Here is a 19,212-nt window from a genome sequence, read left to right as displayed (position 1 = left end):
AGCCCTCTGGCGAGGGACCCACCGTGCTTTTCGGTGGGATCGCCAGCAAGGCGAGCACGGCCAGAGGGCTTCATCACAGCGCTATTCAGCGCGCGTCGCGCTGGGCGCCGGTGCGCAGGCGCAGGCCGTTCAAGCGGATGAAGCGACAGCGCGAGCCCTCTGGCGAGGGACCCACCGTGCTTTTCGGTGGGATCGCCAGCAAGGCGAGCACGGCCAGAGGGCTTCATCACGGCACTGTTCAGCGTGCGTCGCGCTTGGCGCCGGTGCGCAGGCGCAGGCCATTGAGGCGGATGAAGCCCTCGGCGTCCTTCTGGTTGTAGGCACCGCGATCGTCCTCGAAGGTCGACAGCGTGGCGTCGAACAGCGAGTCCTTCGAGCGGCGACCCAAGTTGTAGATCGCGCCCTTGTAGAGCTTCAGGCGCACCTCGCCATTGACGCGCTGCTGCGACTCGTCGATCAGCGCCTGCAGCATGCGGCGCTCCGGGCTCCACCAGTAGCCGTTGTAGATCAGGCTGGCGTACTTCGGCATCAGCTCGTCCTTCAGATGCGCCTGTTCGCGGTCGAGGCACAGGCTCTCGATCGCACGGTGCGCCTTCAGCAGGATCGAGCCGCCCGGGGTTTCATAGCAGCCGCGCGACTTGATGCCGACATAGCGGTTCTCGACCAGGTCGAGCCGGCCGATGCCGTGCTTGCCGCCGAGCGCGTTCAGGCGGTCGAGAATCTGGAACGGGGTGCCGGCGACGCCATTGATCGACACCGCATCGCCACGCTCGAAGCCGATGACGATTTCTTCGGCCTCGTTCGGCGCATCTTCCGGATTCTTCGTCCAGCGCCAGATGTCGTCCGGCGGATTCCACCACGGATCTTCCAGGCCGCCGCCTTCGTAGGAGATGTGCAGCGCGTTGGCATCCATCGAATACGGGCTGCCGCCGCCGGGCTTCTTGGCGATCGGAATCTCGTGCTTGGCGGCATAGGCGAGCAGCGATTCACGCGAGTTCAGGTCCCATTCGCGCCACGGCGCGATGACCTTCACCTCCGGCCACAGCGCATAGGCGCCGAGTTCGAAGCGCACCTGGTCATTGCCCTTGCCGGTGGCACCGTGGCTGATCGCGTCGCAGCCGGTGCTGCGGGCGATCTCGACCAGACGCTTGGCGATCAGCGGCCGCGCGATCGAGGTGCCGAGCAGGTACTCGCCTTCGTAGACGGCGTTGGCGCGGAACATCGGGAACACGAAGTCCCGGGCGAATTCCTCGCGCAGGTCGTCGATGAAGATTTCCTTGACGCCGAGTTGCTGCGCCTTCGGCCGGACATGATCCAGCTCCTCACCCTGGCCGATGTCGGCGGTGAAGGTCACCACCTCGCAGCCATAGGTGTCCTGCAGCCACTTCAGGATGACGGAGGTGTCGAGGCCGCCGGAATAGGCAAGCGCGACTTTGCGGACCTGGGTTTTGCTCATGTTTGCTCGGAAACGCCGACGGCGCGGGCGATGGGGCCGCGATTATAGCGGCGCGCCGGGCGAAACTCGCCGCAGCACCGGCGACCGACAACAGGCCCGGCGGCCCCCCGAAGGCGGCCCGCCGGGTCCGTCGATTCCTGCAGACGGGATCAGCGGGTGCAGAACGGCGCGGTGCTGTTCGGCGCGGCCGGCGGCACCGGGAAGGCCGCCGTCCAGGGCTGCGAGGCCGGCAGCAGCGTTGCCGTGCAATCGCTGGCGATCACGATGTCGAACACCGTCCAGTTGAACGTCGACGCGGTCTCGCCGGCCGGCGGCGTGAACAGCTGCAGCATGCCGTTGGCCGTCAGTTCGACGCGTGTCGGCGACGGCGTGATGCCCGGCGACGGCGTGCGCGAGAAGTTGTTGACGAAGTAGCGGTAGGTACCGACCTTCGGCCGGATGGCCGTCACCACCTCCGGGCCGAACGACGACGTGTCGTCGGTATCGAGATTGACGAACGGCTCCGACACCAGCGACCCGCGGTTCTGATACGAGACCTGGCCGCCCTCGGGCAGGATGATCCGGGCATCGAGGTCGCGCGGCGTTGCACCCCAGGTCAGGCGCACCGAGAACGGCACGCTGTCGCGGAGCAGCTGCAGGCAGTTGCCGGTCTGATCGAGCGGACCGCTGCCGGTCGACAGCGCCCGGGTCGAGGTCACGAGACTACCGAGGGTGCCCGCCAGGCTGAGCTGCGAGTTCGGACGGACCCGGATCGTGAAGCTGCCATCGGCCCGCGATACCGCCGTCGACGTGCCGGTGTAGTTGATGCCGGTGGACTTGATCGAGACGCCGGCCACCGGCAGGCCACGATCGGTGACGCAGCCGGTGACATCGACCGACTCATACAGCGAATCGGCATTCCAGGTGGTGAAATGGGCGACCTGGCCTTCGTAGTAGCGGCTGGCGCCGGCCACCACCAGCGCCGCTTCGCCTTCCTGCACCCAGCGACCGGCGTCGGTGTCGTAAAACCAGAGCGGGATCGTCGGCGCCGGGCTCGAATTCAGCGAGCTGACCGGGATGCGCAAGGTCGCCGTGCTGCCGGGCCGCAGGTTGACCGAGGTGCCGCCAGCAGGATCGGTCAGCCGCACGCTGAGCGCGCCGAAGCTTTCGATCAACCGCTCGCTGCCGGCGACGATCGACGTGTAGTCGCCCGGCATGTTGTCGGCCGACATCGCCGGCTGCAGGTCGGTCACCGTGACGGCGACCGGCACCGAACCGGCGATCGACCCGGCCGGGAAGCGGGCCATGGCCGACGAGCCGGGAATCTGCACGTCAGCGCCGGCTGCGGGATCGACCATCATCGTCACGCCGACCGGCATCGCCTGCACCGACACCATCGCCTCCTGTCCGTCAGCGACTGCGACGATCCGGTAGCTCGGCTCGAAGCCGTCGGCGAGCACTTCCACCGAGCGGCGCTCGGCGACCGGCACCGCAGCGATCGCGAACGCACCGCTGCTGTCGGTCCGCGCCTCGATGCCGCCGGCCCGCACCGTGCCGCCGACGATCGGGGTGCCGTCGACCGCGTTGAACACCCGACCCCGAAGGCTGCCGGTTGCCACCGGCACCGGCTCGGCGGCGGATGCGGTCACACTGGCCACGGCGCTGGCGGTGCCGCCCGGCCCGGTGCAGCTCAGGGTGTAGGTCGTGGCACCGAGCACCGCTGGCGTCACGGCTTCGCTGCCGTCAGTGGCCCGGCTGCCGGCCCAGCCACCGCTGGCCGTGCAGGCACTGGCGCCGGTCGAGGTCCAGGTCAGCGTCGACGCCGCCCCCAGGGCGACGGCGTCCGGCGCTGCGGCGATCGATACCGTCGGCGCCGCCGGCGAATTGACGGTGACCGTGGCGGTCGCCGTGCCGGCACCGCCAACGCCGTTGCAGCGCAGGGTGTAGGTCACGGGGCCGGCGGCGGACGGCGTCTGCGACTCGTCGCCGAACAGCGCGCGAGGGCCGCTCCAGCCATCACTGGCCGTGCAGTCCGTGGCATCGCTGGACGACCAGACCAGCGTCACGGATTCACCTTGCGTCAGGGTCGTCGGATTGGCGACGAGGGTCACGGTGGCGGCAGGCGTCGTCGGGTCGGTCGATGAATCCTTCTTCGAGATGCAGCCAGCGAGGCCGGCGATCAGCAGCAACGGGATACCGAACTGACCGGCGGCGTGTTTCCACGATGGATGTCGATTCATGGTTGGTTCCGAAAGAATGGGCGGGCAACGCCCAATCCGGGGCGTCGGTGCCATCTCAGGCGGTTGCAGCGCCGAAGTCCCCACGGAATCCCATCGGAATTCCACCGAATTGCCGGCCTTCGCCACGAAGCGTGATGCCGTTCACACGGTTCGCGCGCGGCTGCGCCCGCCTCGCGCCGCAGGCGCCGGATGCGACCGGCGGCCGAGCCCCGGCACACCATCGGCTATAGTTCGCCGGTCATTTTTCCTGCCTGCTCATGGAACTCCCACCCGCCCTGCTTGAGGCGTTCAAGCCCGCGCCTCGCATTGGCCAGCGTTTTCGCGGTTTCCTGCCGGTGGTCGTCGATGTCGAGACGGGCGGCTTCAACAACCAGACCGACGCGCTGCTGGAAATCGCGGCCGTGCTGCTCAAGTTCGATCGCGACGGCAATCTGGTGCGCGATGAAACCCATCACGCCCATGTCGAGCCGTTCAAGGGCGCGAACATCGAGAAGGCGTCGCTGGAGGTCAACGGCATCGATCCCGGCAACCCGCTGCGCGGTGCGCTGAACGAACGCGATGCGCTCGGCAAGGTGTTCAAGCCGATCCGCCAGGCGGTGTCCGACCACAGCTGCACCCGCGCGATCCTGGTCGGCCACAACGCCCATTTCGACCTCGGCTTCCTGAATGCCGCCGTCAACCGCTGCGACATCAAGCGCAACCCGTTCCATCCGTTCTCGGCGTTCGACACCGCCACCCTGGGCGGCGCCATCCTCGGCCAGACCGTGCTGGCGCGGGCGCTGGAAGCCGCCGGCCTGCCGTACAGCAACAAGGATGCGCACTCCGCCGTCTACGACGCCGAACGCACGGCCGACCTGTTCTGCCTGCTGATCAACCGGCTGCGCGGCGTGCATGAGTCGTTCGTCGCCGGCAGCGCAGCGGCCGGTGCCTGAAGTCCGGCCGGTGGCCCGCCGCGAGCGGCTGGAAGGCTTCGCGTAAAATGCCGCCAATCCCGTTCGCCCAAGCTCCCCCGATGACCTCGATTGACCGACGGCACTTCCGGCGGCCCGGCTGGCCGCGTTTGTGGGCTCTGGCCAGCCTGTGCTGCGCGATCCTGCTGCCGGGCGCCGCGCTGGCCTTCGATCTCGACGATGTCGCGGTCAAGGCGCGCCAGCTCGCCGCCCAGCCGTTCCAGAAGCCGGAAGGCCGGCAGCCGAAGGCCTTGCAGCAGATCGGCTACGACCGCTACCGCGACATCCGCTACAAGGCCGATCGGGCGCTCTGGCGCGCCGAGAAGCTGCCGTTCGAGCTGCAGTTCTTCCACCAGGGCCTTTATTACGACCGGCCGGTGCGGATCAGCGAAGTCAACGGCCGCACGGTGCGCGAGCTGAAGTTCTCGCCGGATGATTTCGACTACGGCGACAACAAGGTCGACATTGAAAGCTTCCGCGATCTCGGCTTCGCCGGCTTCCGCGTCCACTACGCGGTGAACACGCCGAAATACAAGGACGAAGTGCTGGTGTTCCTCGGCGCCAGCTACCTGCGGGCGCTCGGCAAGGGCCAACGCTACGGCCTGTCGGCACGCGGTCTGGCGATCGATACCGGGCTGATCTCCGGCGAGGAATTCCCGCGCTTCACCGATTTCTGGATCGTCAAGCCGACCGCCACCGCGAAGGAGCTGGTGATCTACGCGCTGCTCAATTCGCGGCGCGCCACCGGGGCCTACAAGTTCGTGCTGAAGCCGGGCACCGACACGGTGATCGACACCAAGGCGCGGATCTTCCTGCGCGAGAACGTCGCCAAGCTCGGTGTCGCGCCGCTGACCAGCATGTACTACTTCGGCGAGAACCAGCCGGCGGATCACGAGGACTATCGACCGGAAGTTCATGATTCCGATGGTCTTTCGCTGGCCTCCGGAACGGGCGAGTGGATCTGGCGGCCGCTGGTCAACCCGAAGCGCCTGCTGGTGACCTCGTTCTCGATGACCAATCCGCAGGGCTTCGGCCTGATGCAGCGCGACCGCAAGTTCGAGCGCTACGAGGACCTGGAAGTGCGCCACGAGCTGCGGCCGAGCCTGTGGATCGAGCCGAAGGGCGCCTGGGGCGCGGGCCGCCTGGAGCTGGTACAGATTCCGACTCCGGACGAGACCAACGACAACGTCGTCGCCTACTGGGTGCCGGACAAGGCGCCCGCCGCCGGCGAGCCGCTGGCGCTCGACTACCTGCAGCACTGGCAGATGGAAAGCGAAACCCGCCCGCCGCTGGCCTGGGTCGAGCAGACCCGGCGCGGTCGCGGCGGCTATGGCCGCAACGATGACGGCAGCATCGGCCTGGTGATCGATTTCGTCGGCCCGGCGCTCGACAAGCTGGGCGCCGACGCCAAGGTCGAAGGCGTGGTGTCGGTCGATGGCAACGGCGAGCTGCTGGAGCGGACCACCTATCGCAACGAGGTGACCGGCGGCTGGCGCGTCAGCCTGCGGCTGAAGCGGGTCGACGATGGCAAGCCGGTCGAACTGCGCGCCTACCTGAAGGGCGACAACAACACGCTGTCGGAAACCTGGAGCTATGTGCTGCCGCCGGGTTGATCCGGGCCGCCGCTGCCGATGACCACGCCTGACGCCCTGTCCGCTGCCGAAGCCTACTGCGCGCGCCTGCGCCTGAGCGACGCCGCGCGCGCGGCGTTGCTGGCGGCGGCCACGGAAAGCGACGAGCCGATCGCCGAAATCCATCGCCTGCTCGATGCCGAACGGCACGATCCGGCGAATCCGGCGTTCGGCTCGATCGAACCCCGGCTGCGGATGGCGCTCGATGGCGCGACCCGGCGCGGCAATACGCTGGAGCAGCAGGCCTTCGCCCGCGATGTGCAGGGACGGGTCCGACTGGCATCGATGCCGCCGCTGAAGCGGGCTTCGTTCACCTCGCGGCCATGGTCGAGCAATCCGCTGCGGGCGCTGCTGCGCTCGATCGGCCGTCTGCTGCTCGGCAACCGCAGCGGCGCCGGCCATGCCGGGGACCCCGGCCTGCCGACACCGGATTCGCCGGCGCCGGTCGGCGCCTGGCATGTCGCGGCCTCGATCCGCCGCTTCATCCTGGTGTTCCTGGTGATTGCCCAGACCACCGTGGCCACCTACTACATGACGGCGGTGCTGCCGTACCACGGTCGCCATGCGCTGGAAGTGGCGATGCTGATCCTCTACGCGATCCTGTTCGCCTGGGTGTCGGCCGGCTTCTGGACCGCGATGATGGGCTTCCTGCAGTTGCTGATCGGCCAGGACCGCTATTCGGTCAACTCGAAGCGGGTGCCGGATACCCGGCTGCCGGACAGCGCGCGGACGGCGATCCTGATGCCGATCTGCAACGAGAACACCGCCCGCGTGTTCGCCGGGCTGCGCGCCACCTACGATTCGGTGATGCGCAGCGGCCAGGGCCATGCGTTCGATTTCTACATTCTCAGCGACACCTCGGACCCGGACATCCGGGTCGCCGAGCTGGAAGCCTGGCTGACGCTGTGCCGCGACGTCGGCGGTTTCGGCCGCATCCATTACCGGCGGCGACGGCACCGGATCAAGCGCAAGAGCGGCAACATCGCCGACTTCTGCCGGCGCTGGGGTTCGGACTTCAAGTACATGGTGATCCTCGACGCCGACTCGGTGATGAGCGGCGCCTGCCTGGTGCGGCTCGCCCAGCTGATGGAAGCGCACCCGAGCGCCGGCATCATCCAGACCGCGCCGCGCGCGGCCGGCCGCGACACGCTGTATTCACGCATCCAGCAATTCGCGACCCGCGTCTACGGCCCGCTGTTCACGGCCGGCCTGCACTTCTGGCAACTCGGCGAAAGCCACTACTGGGGCCATAACGCGATCATCCGCGTGGCGCCGTTCCTCGCCCACTGCTCGCTGCCGCGCCTGCCCGGCCGCGGCGCGCTGAGCGGCGAAATCCTCAGCCACGACTTCGTCGAAGCGGCGCTGATGCGGCGCGCCGGCTGGGCGGTGTGGATCGCCTACGACCTCGACGGCTCCTACGAGGAAATGCCGCCGAACCTGCTCGACGAACTGAAGCGCGACCGCCGCTGGTGCCAGGGCAACCTGATGAACTTCCGGCTGTTCCTGACCTCCGGCCTGCACCCGGCACATCGCGCGGTGTTCATGACCGGCGTGATGGCCTACCTGTCAGCGCCGCTGTGGTTCGTGTCGCTGCTGCTGTCGACCGCGCTGCTGGCTACCCAGACCTTCGCCGTGCCGCAGTACTTCACCGAGCCGAACCAGCTGTATCCGTCGTGGCCGGAATGGCATCCGGAATGGGCAATCGCGCTGTTCTCGGCCACCGCCACCCTGCTGTTCCTGCCGAAGATCCTGGCGGTGGTGGTGATCCTCGCCAAGGGCACGCGGAACTTCGGCGGCGGCGTGATCCTGACCCTGAGCATGCTGATGGAGCTGCTGTTCTCGGCGATGCTGGCGCCGGTGCGGATGCTGTTCCACGCCCATTTCGTGACCGCCGCGCTGCTCGGCATCGGCATCGTCTGGAAATCGCCGCCGCGTGAGGACTCGCAGACGCCGTGGTCGGAAGCGATTGCACGGCACGGCTTCGGCACCGTGCTTGGCCTGGCCTGGGCGGCGCTGGTCTATTACCTGGAGCCGGCCTTCCTGTGGTGGCTGCTGCCGGTGGTCGGCGCGCTGATGCTGGCGATCCCGCTGTCGGTGTGGTCAAGCAAGGTCACGCTCGGCCGGCTGTTCAAGAGCGGCCGCTTCTTCCTGATCCCCGAAGAAGCCGTGCCGCCGCGCGAACTGCGCTGGACGGCGCTGGGCTTCAAGCGCGCGCCGGACTACGCCGACTTCAAGGCCGCCGTGGTCGATCCGGTGGCCAATGCGCTGGTCTGCGCCGCCGGCACGGCACGCCCGTACCTGTCGGCCGCCACCCGTCGCGAGCGGCTGGCCCTGCTGCAGACCGCGCTGGTGCGCGGTCCGTCGGGGCTCGATGCCGCGCAGAAGAACATGCTGCTGACCGATTCGCTGGCGTTGTCGCGCCTGCATCTGCTGGTCTGGACCGCCAACGACGTACACGCTGACTGGGGCACTAAACGCACCTGACGTTGTCATGAAAGCATCAAGACACCGTCATCACACTTGCACGCGCCGTTCATAGAGTGACAACACCCGTCTTCCGGAGCGTTCGATGTCTGAAGCTGATGTGACCCTCTCGCACACCGCCGGCCCGCGCTTCGTGGCCGGCGTCGCCACGTCGCCGCAGGCGATCGCCGAAACGCAGGCGCTGCGCTACCGCATCTTTGCGGGCGAGATGGGCGCCGAGATCGACGGCGGCGAAGCCGGCCTCGACATCGATCACTACGATCCGTACTGCCAGCACCTGACCGTGCGCGAAACCGCGACCGGCCGCCTGGTGGCCTGCACGCGCATCCTGACCGACGACCAGGCGATCCGCGCCGGCGGCTTCTACTCGGCTGGCGAGTTCGACCTGAAGATGATCGACTCGCTGCCCGGCCGGGTCATGGAAGTCGGCCGCACCTGCGTCGACGCCGAATTCCGCAACGGCGCGGTGATCGCCGTGCTGTGGCAGGCGCTGGCCGAGTTCATCATCAAGAACGGCTTCGACTACCTGTTCGGCTGCGCCTCGATCGGCCTGGAAGACGGCGGCGCCAACGCCCATGCGATCCTGCGGCAGATCCAGCAGAAGTACATGGCCGAAAGCTGGCAGCAGGTGCGGCCGCTGAATCCGCTGCCGGTGGCGGATGCCCGCCCGGCCGACAAGGCGCCGCGCCTGCCGCCGCTGCTGAAGGCCTACTTCAGCCTTGGCGCCAAGGCCTGCGGCGAACCGTACTGGGATCGCGAATTCAACTGTGCCGACGTGTTCGTGCTGCTCAACGTCACCGACCTGCACCCGCGCTACGCCCGCCACTTCCTGGATCGCTCGAAGATCGAGGAGAAGACGCTTGTTGCGGGTCGCGCTTAAGGGGCTGCGCGTCATTGCCCACCTGCTGGTGGGCCTGCTGCTGGCGGTCTTCGTCGCGGCCTACGGCAAGGGCCGCTATTCGCGCGAGAACCTCGGCACCTGGTGGTACCGGGTGCTGCTGCGCATCCTCGACGTCCGCCTGGTGATCAGCGGCCAGCGGCTTGAAGGCACGCGGGTGATGGTCTGCAACCACATCTCCTGGCTCGACATCCCGGTGGTCGGCGCCTGCGAGCCGACCCGCTTCGTGTCGAAGGCCGAAGTCGGCGAATGGCCGGTGATCGGCTGGCTGGCTGACGCTGCCGGCACGTTCTACCTGCGGCGCGGCTCCGGCGGCACGCGGCAGCTGATCGAATCGATCGATCAGCATCTTGGCCACGACTCGATCGTGTTCTTCCCCGAAGGCACCACCACCGACGGCTCGCTGGTGCTGAAATTCCAGGCGCGCCTGTTCGCCACCGCGATCGAAACCCGCCGGCCGGTGCAGCCGATCGCGCTGCGCTTCTCGACCGCCGCCGACGGCACCGCCACCGCGCCGTACATCGGCGATGACGTGCTGCTCGACAACATCATCCGGCTGCTGAAGCACGGGCCGATCACCGCCGAGCTGCGCTACTGCGAGCCGATCGACCCGGCCGGACATGACCGCGCCAGCCTGGCGCTGGCCGCCCATACCGCGATCTGCCAGGTGGTGGCGCCCGACTCAATCCGCACCGCATCGCCGCGCGAGCCGCGCAACGCGATCGCAGCATGAGTGCACGCTGCGCCCCGTCGGCCGGCGCGCAGCGGCGTACACTTCCGCGCCTGACCCGCGTGTGAGTGATCCCGTGTCCGAGCAGCCCCCCGTCGCCCCTTCCCCTGCCCCGCTGGTTGCCGGCGTCAAGCTGCGCGCGGCCGACAAGATGGCGCGCATCCCGGTCAAGGTCGAGCCCACCGTCAACCCGCTGCGCAAGCCGACCTGGATACGCGCCAAGCTCGGCGAATCCGCCGAGGTGGCCAAGGTCAAGGCGGCGCTGCGCAGCAACGGCCTGCACACGGTCTGCGAGGAAGCCAGCTGTCCGAACCTGTCGGAATGCTTTGGCAAGGGCACGGCCACGTTCATGATCATGGGCGACATCTGCACCCGGCGCTGCCCGTTCTGCGATGTCGCGCACGGCCGGCCGAAGCCGCTGGATGCCGACGAGCCGGCCAAGCTGGCGCGCACCATCGCCGACATGGGCCTGCGTTACGTGGTCATCACCAGCGTCGATCGCGATGATCTGCGCGATGGTGGCGCTGCCCATTTCGCGGCCTGCATCCGCGAATCCCGGACGGCCTCGCCGAAGCTGACCATCGAAGTGCTGGTGCCGGACTTCCGCGGCCGCATGGACCCGGCGCTGGCGATCTTCAAGGACAACCCGCCGGACGTCTTCAACCACAACCTGGAAACCGTGCCGCGCCTGTACAAGCAGGCCCGTCCGGGGTCCGACTACGAGTGGTCACTGGACCTGCTGGAACGCTTCAAGGGTCTGCATCCGAACGTTCCGACCAAGTCCGGGCTGATGCTGGGCTTGGGCGAGGAGATCGAGGAGATCGAGCAGGTGATGCGCGACCTGCGCGCCCACGGCGTCAACATGCTGACCCTCGGGCAGTACCTGCAGCCGTCGAAGCATCACCTGCCGGTGACCCGCTATGTCCACCCGGACGAGTTCGAGCGCCTGCGCGTGCTGGGCCTGCAGATGGGCTTCGACCACGTCGCCAGCGGGCCGATGGTGCGCTCCTCGTATCACGCCGACCAGCAGGCCCACGGCGTGCTGGCCGACGCCGGCCACTGAGTCGAATCCGCCGCCGTCGATGACGGCGGCGGGTTCGAGTGCGATCAGCCGGCCACGTCGGTGCTGATCTCGAAGCGGCCGCTCAGCGCCTTGTGGATCGGGCACTTGTTGGCGATGCCGGTCAGATAGGTCTTCTGCTCGTCGGTCAGCGCGCCGACAAACTGCAGGGTTCGCGTCAGCCGGTAGACGCCGCCTTCCTCGACATGTCGGATGGTGACCTGCAGGTCGTCCAGCGGCATCTGCTTGCGGCGCGCGACCATGGTCACCGTCAGCGCCGTGCAGGCGCCGAGTGCGGCATCGAGCAGATCATGCGGATCGGGGCCGGCATCCTCGCCGCCCTGCACGGCCGGCACGTCGACGAGAAACTGGTTGATGCCGGCGGTCACCACCTGCATCAGATTGCCGTTGGCCGCTTTCTGGACGCGGATCTCGGGGCTGCTCATCGGGCTTGCTCCTGGTTGGGGGACAACAGGGATTCGAGGGCGGCGAGACGCTCCGGCGTGCCGACGTCCAGCCATTGCCCGGCATGAAGTTCGGCGCTGACCCGGCCACGGATCGCGGCATCGCGCAGCAGCGGCGCCAGCGGAAATGCGCCGGCCGTGCAATCGGCGAACAGTTCGGGGCGCAGCACCGACAGACCACTGAAGGTGAAGCTTTCGGCGCAGGCCGGAATCATCCGCCCGCCTGCCAGCCCGAAGTCGCCGCGCGGGTGGTGCGGCGGATTCGGCACCAGCACCAGATGCGCCAGATCCTGCGCCGGCAGCGTGCGCGCCCGATCGGCCAGTGCTGCCAGCGGCACATCGGTCCAGACATCGCCGTTGACCAGCAGGAATGGCTCGGCGCCGAGCAGCGGCAGCGCATGGTGGATGCCGCCGCCGGTTTCCAGCGCCGGCCAGCCTTCGTCGGACCAGGCGATCGACAGGCCAAAGGCACGTCCATCGCCCAGCTGCTGGTGCAGCCGGTCGCCGAGCCAGCCGGTGTTGATCACGATCTCGTCGATCCCGGCCGCCTTCAGCGCGGCGAGGTGCCAGCCGATCAGCGGCCGGCCGGCCACCGGGATCAGCGGCTTCGGCAGGTGGTCGGTCAGCGGCCGCATGCGCTCGCCGCGCCCGGCCGCCAGGATCATCGCCTTCATGCCCGGATTCCGGGACACGCAGGCCTCGGGGCAGATTGCGGGGGCCTCACGCCAGCGCGACCTGCGGCAGCACGCGCCGCTCGAACAGCCCGGCCAGCGGCGCCAGTTCCGGATCGCGGCGCGCCACGTCGATCACGTAGCGCACGAAACGCGGCGTGTCGGCCAGGTACTTCGGCTTGCCGTCGCGGTAGTTGATGCGGGCGAAGATGCCGAGCACCTTCAGGTGCCGCTGCACGCCGATCCCGTCGGCATCGCGGCGGAAGGCGGCGTAGTCGGCCGCCAGCGGCAGGCCAGCGGCCCGCCCGGCGGCGTGATACTGCCGCAGCCAGCCGTCGACGCGGGCTTCGGGCCAGCTCAGGAAGGCGTCCTTGAACAGGCAGATCGGGTCGTAGGCGATCGGGCCGTAGACCGCATCCTGATGATCGAGCACGCCGACCTGCACCGCCGGCGGCGGCGCGCCGAGCATCAGGTTGCGCGGCATGTAGTCGCGATGGACGTAGACCTTGGGCTGCGCCAGCGCGCGCGCGATCAGCCGCTCGCAGACCGTGTTCCAGTCGTCGAGATCGGCGCCGGCCAGGGTGATGCCGAGATGGCGGGCCAGGTACCAGTCCGGGAACAGCGCCAGTTCGCGAGCCAGCAGCGGCGCGTCGTAGTCCGGCAGCACACCCGGCTGCGAGGCGCGCTGCCAGCGGATCAGCGCCTCGATCGCCGGCGCGAACAGCGCATCGGCGTTGGCCTCGTCGATGACGTCGAGATAGGTCTGGCGGCCGAGATCGCTGAGCAGCAGGAAGCCCTGCTCGAGATCCTGCGCCAGCACCTGCGGCACGGTGACGCCGGCCGCATCGAGCAGCGCGCCGACCTTCAGGAACGGCCGGCAATCCTCGCGTGCCGGCGGCGCATCCATGACGATCCAGCTGCGGCCGTCGGCGGCGGTGACCCGGAAATAGCGGCGGAAGCTGGCGTCCGCCGATGCCGGCGCGAAGGTCGCCTCGGTCAGCGACAAGGCGGCCAGCGCCCAGTCGCGGGCAACGAGGGCGCGGTCATCCAGTGCGGTGGCAGGGGCGGTCACGGGCAGGCGGGGATCGGTGGGGCGCGAGGCCGCATAGCGTAAGAGCGCGCCCGGACATTTGCACCGCGCGGGAGCCAAACCCATACTTCGGCGGCCCTGAAGGACGCCCCCGCTTGCCACTCTCGAAATCCAGACTGCTGCGCGCCTGCGCGGCCTTGACCGTGCTGTACGGTGCGATCGCGCAAGCCGAGCCGGCCTCCTGCCCGCAGATCGATTTCACGCGCGAACTGCCGCCGATTCCGTCCGATCCCAAGCTGGTCCTCAGCGCCGACCAGGCCGACCTGTCCGAAGGCGGGCTGTCGAGCCTGCGCGGCTCGGTGCGGGTCAGCCAGAACGGCCGCGAATTCGCCGCCGAGCAGGTCAACTACAGTGAAGCCGAGCAGCGCATCCGCACCGATTCGCAGACGCTGTTCCGCGATGCCAACTACGCCATCCGCAGCAGCAAGACCGACTACGACCTGAACCTCGGCAGCGGCGTGTTTCTCGACAACAGCTTTACCCTGCGGTCGATCGGCGGCCGCGGCGAAGCCGACCGCATCGCCATCCGCGACTCCGGCGAAGCGCGGCTCGACGGCGTGCGCTTCACCACCTGCGCGCCGGGCAACGAGGCCTGGACGCTGTCCGCGTCGACCATCAAGTTCGACGAAGACAGCGGTCGCGGCGAAGCCACCAACGCGCTGCTGCGCTTCCAGCATGTGCCGATCTTCTACCTGCCGTGGTTCCAGTTCCCGATCGACGGCCTGCGCCATTCCGGTTTCCTGTTCCCGATCGTCGGCAACAACCAGAACACCGGCTTCGACATCCGCTGGCCGGTCTACCTGAACCTCGGCCCGAACTACGACGTGACGCTGATTCCGCGTTACCTGTCGGAGCGCGGTACCCAGATCGGCGGCCAGTTCCGCTACCTGATGACGCACCAGAACGGCGACCTGTTCGGCGAATTCCTGCCCAGTGACGACCGGCTAGACAACCGCAGCCGCAGCTACATCGATTTCCAGCACGTCGGCACGCTGGGCAGCCGGGTCGGCGTCGAAGCGAAGTACGGGCGGGTTAGTGACCGCAACTACTTCACGACCTTCGGCGGCGGCGTCGATCTGACCTCCACGCCGTTCCTCGAACGCGGCGCGCGGCTGACCTACCAGGCGCCGACCAGCTTCCGCGTCGAAGCGCTGGTGCAGGACTACCAGACGCTGTCGCAGGTGCAGGCGGCGTCGGCGCTCGGCGTGGTCGACCCCTACCAGCGGCTGCCGCAGATCCGCGTTGACGCCGCCTCGAAGAACAGCCTGCTCGGCGCCCGCGCCGGCTTCTTCGGCGAATTCACCAACTTCGCCCGCAGCGATTCCGTCGAAGGCCAGCGGATGATCGCCCAGCCCTACATCCGCTGGGAGCAGGACCAGCTGTTCTGGTACGCCAATGCCCAGGCTGACCTGTCGTACACCGCCTACAACCTCACCAACGTCGCGCCCGGGGTCTCCGATGCGCCGCGCCGGACGCTGCCGCAGTTCAGTGCCGAAAGCGGCCTGCGCTTCGAACGGCTGACCGGCGGCGGCGATCTGCAGACGCTGGAACCGCGGCTGTTCTATCTGTACACGCCGTTCCGCGAACAGGACGAGCTGCCGCTGTTCGACTCCGGCCTGCCCGACTTCGATTTCCCGCAGCTGTTCGCCCGCAACCGCTACTCGGGCTACGACCGGATCTCCGACGCCAACCAGCTGACCTCGGCCATCACCTCGCGCTTCATCGAAGCGGATTCCGGCATTACCCGGCTCAGCGCCACGCTCGGCCAGATCTACTATTTCCGGGGGCCGCGCGTTGACCTGCCGGGCTTCGCGACGCCGAGCGAAGGCAGCTCGAACTTTCTCGGCAACCTCGACTACGCGCTGTCGACGCGCTGGTCGGCGCTGGCCACCACCGAAGTGTCGTCATCGTTCGACAAGGTGGTGCGCAGCTCGATCGCGCTGCGCTACCGCGACGGCGCGGGTGACGACGGCCGCCGCTTCGACCTCGCCTATCGCTACCGGCGCGCGCTGCTGGAACAGGCCGATGCCAGCTTCTCGTCGCCGGTCACCGAGGCCTGGCGTCTGGCCGCACGGCTGCGCTACAGCCTGCGTGATTCGACGACCTTGGAATCGTTCGCCGGGCTCGAGTACTCGACCTGCTGCTGGGCCGTCAGCGGCACCTACCGGCGCTACCTGGTCGGCGGCATCGACCGTTTCAACAACGGCTTCTACGTGCAGCTGGAGCTGAAAGGACTCAGCAAGATCGGCAACGGCTTCGAACGACTGCTGCCGAGCGATGATTTCGCCGTCGACAAGCGCAGCACCAACGGCCGCTGAAGCCGCTCCGGGCTGCGTGCTACGCTTGCCGCTTCCGCCGTCCAGACCGTACCCGTGATGCTGCCCAAGTCCCTGAAACTGCTTGCTGTCGTGGTCGCTGCCGGGTGCGGCGTCGGTGTTGTCCAGGCGGCCGAGACGATCGATCGGATCATTGCCGTGGTCAACGACGGCGTGGTGCTGAGCAGCGAGATGGAGCGTTCGATGAAGCTCGCCGAAGCGCAGCTGCGGGAACGCAACATCGGCACGCCGCCGCCCGGCGTGCTGGAAACCCAGGTGCTGGAGCGGCTGATCATCACCCGCCTGCAGACCCAGCGCGCCCAGGACGCCGGCATCCGCATCGACGATCGCGAGCTGAACGAGGTTCTGACCGCCGTCGCCGCGCAGAACAAGCTGAGCCTGCCGCAGTTCATCGAGGTGGTGAAGAAGGACGGCATCGACTACGCCTCGATCCGCGAGCAGATCCGCGACGAGGTGCTGACCCAGCGCGTGCGCCAGAAGGAAGTCGGCTCGCGGGTCATGGTCACCGACCAGGACGTCGACCTGGCGCTGGCCAATGCCAGCACCGACGACAACATCGAATACCGGCTGTCGCACATCCTGGTGTCGGTGCCCGACGGCGCCACCGCCGAGGCCCGCGAAGCCGCCCGCGCCAAGGCTGCGACTCTGCTGAAGCGGGCTCGGGACGGAGAGGATTTCGCGCAGCTGGCGATCGCCAACTCCGACGGCCAGCAGGCGCTGTCCGGCGGCGACCTGGACTGGCGCAAGGCCTCGAACCTGCCGACCGCGTTCGCGATCGCGGCGCCGAAGCTCAAGGTCGGCGAAGTCGCCGACGTGATCGAATCGGGCAGCGGCTTCAACATCGTCAAGCTGACCGACCTTCGCGACTCCGGCGAAAAGGCCATGGTCAGCGAAACCAAGTCGCAGCACATCCTGCTGATGAACAACCAGCTGCGCGACGAAGCCGCGACGCAGGCGCAGATTCGCGAGATCCGCGACCGCCTCGACAAGGGCGAGGACTTCGCGGCGCTGGCGAAGAAGTATTCCGACGACCCGGGTTCGAAGAATTCCGGTGGTGATCTCAGCTGGCAGCCGCCGGGCGTGTTCGCGCCGGAGTTCCAGGCCGCGCTCGACGCCCTGGAGCCCGGGCAGACCAGCCAGCCGTTCCGCACCCAGTTCGGCTGGCATATCGCCCGCGTGCTGGATCGCCGCACCCGCGACGCCACCATCGAAGCCCGTCGCGGCCGCGCCCGCCAGGCCATCCAGGCGCGCAAGGAAGCCGAGGAGTACGAAGCCTGGATTCGCCGTCTGCGCGAGGAAGCCTACGTCGAGTACCGCATGGCGCCGACCGATCGCGCGGCCAAGCCGGCCGGCTGACACGTCCGCATGCGTCCGCCGTTGCTCCGGCTGATCCTGACGCCGGGCGAACCGGCGGGAATCGGCCCTGACCTCGCGGTCACGCTGGCACAGGCACCGCTCGCGGCCTGTTTGTCGGTGGTCGCCGATCCCGAGCTGCTGAGCGAACGCGCCGCCGCGCTGGGCCTGCCTCTGCGCCTGCTGCCGGCCAGCGATGCCGTCCACGTTCCGGGCAGTCTGCAGGTGCATCCGGTGATGACCGCCGCGCCCGTGGTGGCCGGCCAGCCCGACCCGGCCAACGCCGGCTATGTGCTGCACACGCTGCGGGTGGCGGCGCGCGCCTGCCTGAACGGCGATGCCGACGCGATGGTCACCGCGCCGGTCCACAAGGCCGTGATCAACGATGCCGGCGTGCCGTTCTCCGGCCATACCGAATTCCTCGCCGAACTGTGCGGCTCGGCGCTGCCGGTGATGCTGCTGGCAACGCCGCGTCTGCGCGTGGCGCTGGCCACCACCCACCTGCCACTGTCGGCCGTGCCGGCGGCGATCACCGCCGAGAGCCTGAGCGCCGTGCTGCGGATTCTCTGCGCCGATCTCCAGAGCCGGTTCGGAATCGAGCGGCCGCGGGTGCTGGTCTGCGGGCTGAACCCGCATGCCGGCGAAGGCGGTCACCTGGGCCGCGAGGAGATCGAGGTGATCGGCCCGACGCTCGACCAGCTACGTCGCGACGGCCTTGATCTGGTCGGCCCGCTGCCGGCCGATACGCTGTTCACGCCGCGCGGTCTCGCCGGCGCCGACGCCGTGCTGGCGATGTACCACGATCAAGGCCTGCCGGTGCTCAAGGCCAGCGGCTTCGGCGAGGCCGTCAACATCACGCTGGGGCTGCCGATCATCCGCACCTCGGTCGATCACGGCACGGCGCTGGAACTGGCCGGTAGCGGCCGTGCCGAGGTCGGCAGCCTGCGGGCGGCGATCGACGCGGCCATCGACCTCGTGTCCCGCCGGAGACGCGCATGAGTGGTGCCCCCAAGAAACGCTTCGGCCAGCACTTCCTGCACGATCAGGCCGTGCTCGAACGGATCGTCCGGACCGTCAATCCGAAATCCGACGACCTGCTGATCGAGATCGGTCCCGGCCGCGGCGCCCTGAGCCGCCTGCTGCTGCCGAAGCTCGAACGACTGCGGGTGGTGGAGATCGACCGCGACGTGATCGGCCCGCTGCGCGCGGCCTGCGGCCAGTCGGACAAGCTCGAAATCCACATGGGCGATGCGCTGGCCTTCGACTTCGCCCAGTTCGCCGAACCCGGCCGGCCGCTGCGTCTGGTCGGCAACCTGCCGTACAACATCTCCACGCCGCTGCTGTTCCATCTGCTCGACATCGCCGGGCAGGTCCGCGACATGCACTTCATGCTGCAGAAGGAAGTGGTCGACCGCATCTGCGCCGAACCCGGCAGCGACGACTACGGTCGGCTGACGGTGTCGATGGCAGCCCGCGCGGAATCCGTGAGCCTGTTCGATGTCGGCCCGGAGGCCTTCCACCCGCCGCCGAAGGTCGACTCCGCCGTGGTGCGGATCCGTCCCCGCCCGGCGCCGTTTCCGCTGGCCGACCTCGAAGCCTATGAGCAGCTGGTGGCGGCGGCGTTCAACCAGCGGCGCAAGACGCTGGCCAATGGCCTGAAGGGCCTGCTGTCGGCGGCGCAGATCGAGGCCGCTGGCGTGGCACCGGGCATCCGCGCCGAGCAGCTGGCGCCGGATGCGTTCGCGCGTCTTGCCGATGTCTGGAGCCGTGTGCGCGCCTCGGCTGCCGGCATGGTCCAGGGCTGAAGCCAGGCACAGGGCTTCGTCGGCTCAGCTGGGCTCGAAAGTCGCGAAAGCTGAAACGCCGATGC

15 protein-coding genes are annotated in these 19,212 nt (G+C 68.5%); 10 read left to right on the top strand and 5 right to left on the bottom strand.

All coding sequences use genetic code 11. From position 1 onward, the window contains the following. Positions 1-238: 238 nt before the first annotated feature. Together ACTIGJ_RS14330 and ACTIGJ_RS14325 are read right to left on the bottom strand one after the other, a co-directional pair. On the bottom strand, positions 239-1,456 hold the full coding sequence (locus ACTIGJ_RS14330; RefSeq protein WP_439641006.1) for an argininosuccinate synthase: 1,218 nt from the start codon (positions 1,454-1,456) through the stop codon (positions 239-241). Between the two features lie 149 nt (positions 1,457-1,605). Beyond that, complete coding sequence (locus ACTIGJ_RS14325; protein ID WP_439641005.1) at positions 1,606-3,675, bottom strand: carboxypeptidase regulatory-like domain-containing protein; 2,070 nt, start codon at positions 3,673-3,675, stop codon at positions 1,606-1,608. 257 nt (positions 3,676-3,932) lie between these two features. Here ACTIGJ_RS14325 and rnt point away from each other — a divergent pair, with 257 nt between their 5' ends. The 6 genes from rnt (at position 3,933) to lipA (ending at position 11,431) form a co-directional block, all read left to right on the top strand. Then, complete coding sequence (gene rnt / locus ACTIGJ_RS14320) at positions 3,933-4,607, top strand: ribonuclease T (protein ID WP_439641004.1); 675 nt, start codon at positions 3,933-3,935, stop codon at positions 4,605-4,607. 80 nt (positions 4,608-4,687) lie between these two features. Further along, positions 4,688-6,238: a glucan biosynthesis protein G gene (locus ACTIGJ_RS14315; protein ID WP_439641003.1), complete on the top strand. Its 1,551-nt coding sequence runs from the start codon at positions 4,688-4,690 to the stop codon at positions 6,236-6,238. 18 nt (positions 6,239-6,256) lie between these two features. Then, entirely contained in the window at positions 6,257-8,740 is a 2,484-nt protein-coding gene (mdoH, locus tag ACTIGJ_RS14310; RefSeq protein ID WP_439641002.1) for a glucans biosynthesis glucosyltransferase MdoH, read from the top strand. Between the two features lie 85 nt (positions 8,741-8,825). After that, a complete protein-coding gene (locus ACTIGJ_RS14305; protein WP_439641001.1) occupies positions 8,826-9,620 on the top strand; it encodes a GNAT family N-acetyltransferase in 795 nt (264 codons plus the stop codon). Next, positions 9,604-10,371, top strand: coding sequence for a lysophospholipid acyltransferase family protein (locus ACTIGJ_RS14300; RefSeq protein ID WP_439641000.1), 768 nt, complete (start codon positions 9,604-9,606; stop codon positions 10,369-10,371). Before ACTIGJ_RS14305 ends, ACTIGJ_RS14300 begins: the two co-directional genes overlap by 17 nt. Before the next feature lie 73 nt (positions 10,372-10,444). Further along, positions 10,445-11,431 (top strand): lipoyl synthase, encoded by a 987-nt coding sequence (lipA, locus tag ACTIGJ_RS14295; RefSeq protein WP_439640999.1) that lies wholly within the window; start codon positions 10,445-10,447, stop codon positions 11,429-11,431. Between the two features lie 44 nt (positions 11,432-11,475). On the opposite strand, the gene ACTIGJ_RS14290 is transcribed toward lipA, so the two are convergent. The 3 genes from ACTIGJ_RS14290 to ACTIGJ_RS14280 are packed head-to-tail and all read right to left on the bottom strand — an operon-like array spanning position 11,476 to position 13,614. After that, positions 11,476-11,874 (bottom strand): OsmC family protein, encoded by a 399-nt coding sequence (locus tag ACTIGJ_RS14290; RefSeq protein WP_439640998.1) that lies wholly within the window; start codon positions 11,872-11,874, stop codon positions 11,476-11,478. Then, positions 11,871-12,566: an N-acetylmuramate alpha-1-phosphate uridylyltransferase MurU gene (murU, locus tag ACTIGJ_RS14285; protein WP_439640997.1), complete on the bottom strand. Its 696-nt coding sequence runs from the start codon at positions 12,564-12,566 to the stop codon at positions 11,871-11,873. Before murU ends, ACTIGJ_RS14290 begins: the two co-directional genes overlap by 4 nt. A gap of 46 nt (positions 12,567-12,612) precedes the next feature. Then, positions 12,613-13,614: an aminoglycoside phosphotransferase family protein gene (locus ACTIGJ_RS14280; protein ID WP_439641059.1), complete on the bottom strand. Its 1,002-nt coding sequence runs from the start codon at positions 13,612-13,614 to the stop codon at positions 12,613-12,615. Between the two features lie 134 nt (positions 13,615-13,748). Here ACTIGJ_RS14280 and ACTIGJ_RS14275 point away from each other — a divergent pair, with 134 nt between their 5' ends. From ACTIGJ_RS14275 to rsmA, 4 genes are read left to right on the top strand one after another with little or no spacing between them, the layout of a single operon-like run. Next, positions 13,749-15,971, top strand: a complete 2,223-nt coding sequence (locus ACTIGJ_RS14275; protein ID WP_439640996.1) for an LPS-assembly protein LptD — start codon at positions 13,749-13,751, stop codon at positions 15,969-15,971. A gap of 57 nt (positions 15,972-16,028) precedes the next feature. Beyond that, entirely contained in the window at positions 16,029-17,345 is a 1,317-nt protein-coding gene (locus tag ACTIGJ_RS14270) for a peptidylprolyl isomerase (RefSeq protein WP_439640995.1), read from the top strand. A gap of 9 nt (positions 17,346-17,354) precedes the next feature. Beyond that, the gene (pdxA, locus tag ACTIGJ_RS14265; RefSeq protein WP_439640994.1) at positions 17,355-18,341 is read left to right on the top strand and encodes a 4-hydroxythreonine-4-phosphate dehydrogenase PdxA; all 987 of its coding nucleotides are present in this window, start codon (positions 17,355-17,357) and stop codon (positions 18,339-18,341) included. Then, entirely contained in the window at positions 18,338-19,147 is an 810-nt protein-coding gene (rsmA, locus tag ACTIGJ_RS14260; protein ID WP_439640993.1) for a 16S rRNA (adenine(1518)-N(6)/adenine(1519)-N(6))-dimethyltransferase RsmA, read from the top strand. Before pdxA ends, rsmA begins: the two co-directional genes overlap by 4 nt. The last annotated feature ends 65 nt before the right edge of the window (positions 19,148-19,212 follow it).

Source organism: Nevskia sp. (assembly GCF_051860985.1).
Taxonomy (GTDB): domain Bacteria; phylum Pseudomonadota; class Gammaproteobacteria; order Nevskiales; family Nevskiaceae; genus Nevskia.
Note: the sequence above shows the minus strand (reverse complement) of the source record. Positions and strands in the feature narration are given on the sequence as shown.